Here is a 3,174-nt window from a genome sequence, read left to right on the forward strand (position 1 = left end):
GTGACAATCTCTTCCGGCTTGTGTCGTTTGATTCCCATGTTTGATCCTCCGTTTCCCAACTATAGGGGCGGACCACTTCAGTGGGGGAGGATCAGCAGAAGACCACGTCTCGGGTCCGCACCGACAGGGCACCTGCCTGCACCTCGACCCCGCCGCTGAAGGGTTGGACGTTTGTTATTTCGGTGGCCTCTCGCACAAGCACGCCCGCCGCACGCGCCTGTTCAGCCAGAAGTTCGGCATAGGCCAGCGGATTGATGTGAATCCCGTTCGGAGTCAGGAACCCGGCATGATAACGGTCCGACCGCACGTAAGCGCAAAGCGCGTCGCGGTCGAGAAAGGTCACGGCATCGCCCAGATCCGCCTCGGCCGCCAGTATGCCGTTGATATCTGCCTCGGACAGAGGGTGGCGCACGAGGGTCAGACCACCCTGCCCCCAAATCACATCGTCACGGTCCGATTTGGCGATCCGCCCCGCCACCCAATCACAGCCTTCCTGCGACAGGCGATGCAGGGCCTTGCCATGATCAGCCCCCAGCATTCTGATCAGGGTTTGCGTGCTTTCGGCAAAGCCGGGCAGCACAAAACCACCATTGCGCCCCGAGGCGCCCCAGCCCACCCTGTAGCTATCACAGAGCAGGACCGATCTGCCCTGCTCGGCCAAGGCGACAGCGGTGCTGAGACCAGCCAGCCCGGCCCCGAGCACCACGGCATCCACATTGGCAGGCACGGGATCCGCGTAAAGCGCCCTCTCGGGCAGCAAAGAGGCATAGAAACTGTCAGTATGCACGGCGGGGCCTGCCTGTTGGTCGAAGATGGGCCAAGCCTAGGCTCCGTCGATCCAGACGACAACCGCGCACATGCGGGTCAGAACCGCAGGTTGACCTCAAGCGCGGCGGAGGGGCCGAAAGTAGCATAGTTTCTCAGTTCCAGAACCGCCCCAAGATCGGTGCCAAAGCGCGGCGGTGTGCGGATGCCAAAGCGCAGACTGGTAAAGGCCAACGTGTCCGAGTTGACTTCACGAATGCGCAGGACCGGCGAGTCGACACGGGTTCTTGTATAAGCGTGCAGTACCCCGCCCCCCAGCCCCACGGATACAGGCACCGACCCGAACAGGCTGTCGCGATAGACCACCGTTGCACCCAGTTCGGCGCTGAGCGTACGGAACCGGATGTCGATCCCCTGCACGAGCACCCCTGCCCCGTTGGGCAACCGATAGTTGGACTGGCCATAGGCCATCATGGCAGAGCCTTCGAAGTACAGCGGCCCTGAAATCCGCGCAGCCCCCACAAGACGCCCCCCGACCCGGCGCGAGCGGGACTGTTCATAGGTCACGCGGCTCGATCCGCCCCCTGCCGCGGCCGGTCGGGGCTGGGTCAGGAAATCGCTCGGGATATCCTCGGCCTGAGACGAGCCGCCATTGCCCACGAAAGACAGGATCGCCGCCTCGAGCGCGGCCGGCACATGGGCCTGTTCGTCAGACCGCAGGAACATTTCGGTCCGCCATGCCACCTGCGCCCCCGCAGACGAGGCAAACACGCAAAAGGCGAAACACACACCAACAAGAAAAGACGCACCGGACACCATGTCTCACTGCATTTCATGGAATTTTGATATTTACAATCGCGTTAAGCTGACGCCAAGTAGGGCCAGCTTTGAACGATTTAACGGTGGAACACACGTCATGGTAACCTTCTCTTTCGACTCCGACATTTCCTATTTCTTTGAATTCATGAATGGCAGTGGCGCCGACTCTACGGATTACGATGCTTTTTTCCTCGATCACCAGGACGCGTTGGAATACATGGACAACGTGTCGCCGGACATGCAGCTTGTCTCGCTGTCCTCGAACGAAATCATCTTCTCGGATGCGGTGACCGGCCACACCATGACCCTGACCGGCACCGGCATTTCCCCGGTGAGCAGCCTGGACGATCTGACCACCGCCATCGACAACGGGCTGGCTTCGGGCGCGTTTTCGACGGTCACGCTGGAAGGTCCGGCCTATGCGGGCGGGCCCGTAATCACGCTGGCCACACTCCAGACCCAAAGCGACAGCTATACCTTGTCCTCGGGCAACCAAACGCTGACGCTGCAGGGTGTTTTGCCAACCACCCTGTCGCAATTCAGTGATCTCTTGGATGCGCAGACCCGCATCGACAATATCGACTTCCTGACCGACCCGCAGATCGCGCAACTGATCAGCGACCTTTCGGCCTTTGCCGGAACGGGTCTGGAACTCGCCAATGATGGCGAGGTGCTGATTTCGCTGCAGATCACCGACACGGCGCTAACCCTGATGATCGACGACTACACGCTGACGGTCAACGGCACCTTCCCTGATGATCTTGGGGCTATGCTGGACGTCATGCTTGATATGGACGCGGAGTCCGATCTCAACGGATACATGGCGTCGCTGGCAAATGTGCCGGGCCTCGCCATCAATTCAATGACCGTGACCGGCCCCGAAGGCCAGACCCTTATGTCGATGACTGGCCCGATCACGGATGAGGCGTCGATCGACAATGCCACGGTGATGATCGACGGCGTTGTGGTGAATGACCTTATCCTTGGCAATGATTACGAGTCCTTTGACGGGGTAAGCCCAGACTTCGCCGATCAGCTTTTTGTGTTCCACGGAGACGGCGCACATGTGTTTGGCCTTGGCGGAAACGACTATCTCCAAGGTGGCTCAGGGAACGACTATCTGTTCGGCGGGTCAGGCAACGATACACTGAATGCGGGCGATGGGAATGACTACCTGAACCCCGGGCGCACCGCAGAAGAGGGCTGGGATATTATAAACCCTGGCAGCGGCAATGACACGGTGGATTTCTCGGATGTCTATCGCAGCGGGGCCGCGCTGAACCAGTTTGGGCTCTCGAACGGGTTTGTGGCCGATATCAACAGCGCAGCCAACACCGGCACGGTCGACAAGGGCGCGCTTGGGACCACCACGCTGATCGACGTCGGCAATGTTGTCGAGTGGTGGGGGCTTGAGGTCTACGGCACCGCGCACAACGACACCCTGAACTTCACCCTGCGCGAGAACAGCACCGACTGGGTTTCGTATTATAACTTCGGCGGCAGCAACACGATCAACGTGCTGGGCGGCGACGGGATCGTGCGTCTGGACTATCGCGGGCAATCGGGCGGCATCAACGCCAACCTGACCAC

3 protein-coding genes are annotated in these 3,174 nt (G+C 60.3%); 1 reads left to right on the plus strand and 2 read right to left on the minus strand.

Annotated elements, in window-relative coordinates; translation table 11 throughout:
- Positions 1–91: 91 nt before the first annotated feature.
- Both WNE31_RS18355 and WNE31_RS18360 read right to left on the minus strand, forming a co-directional pair.
- Entirely contained in the window at positions 92–787 is a 696-nt protein-coding gene (locus tag WNE31_RS18355) for an NAD(P)/FAD-dependent oxidoreductase (RefSeq protein WP_349981391.1), read from the minus strand.
- A gap of 77 nt (positions 788–864) precedes the next feature.
- On the minus strand, positions 865–1,509 hold the full coding sequence (locus WNE31_RS18360) for a hypothetical protein (protein WP_349981392.1): 645 nt from the start codon (positions 1,507–1,509) through the stop codon (positions 865–867).
- 172 nt (positions 1,510–1,681) lie between these two features.
- Here WNE31_RS18360 and WNE31_RS18365 point away from each other — a divergent pair.
- The coding region (locus tag WNE31_RS18365; protein WP_463407447.1) for a calcium-binding protein at positions 1,682–3,174 on the plus strand (1,493 nt) is incomplete at its 3' end.

Source organism: Shimia fortis (assembly GCF_040225985.1).
Classification (GTDB): Bacteria; Pseudomonadota; Alphaproteobacteria; order Rhodobacterales; family Rhodobacteraceae; genus Shimia.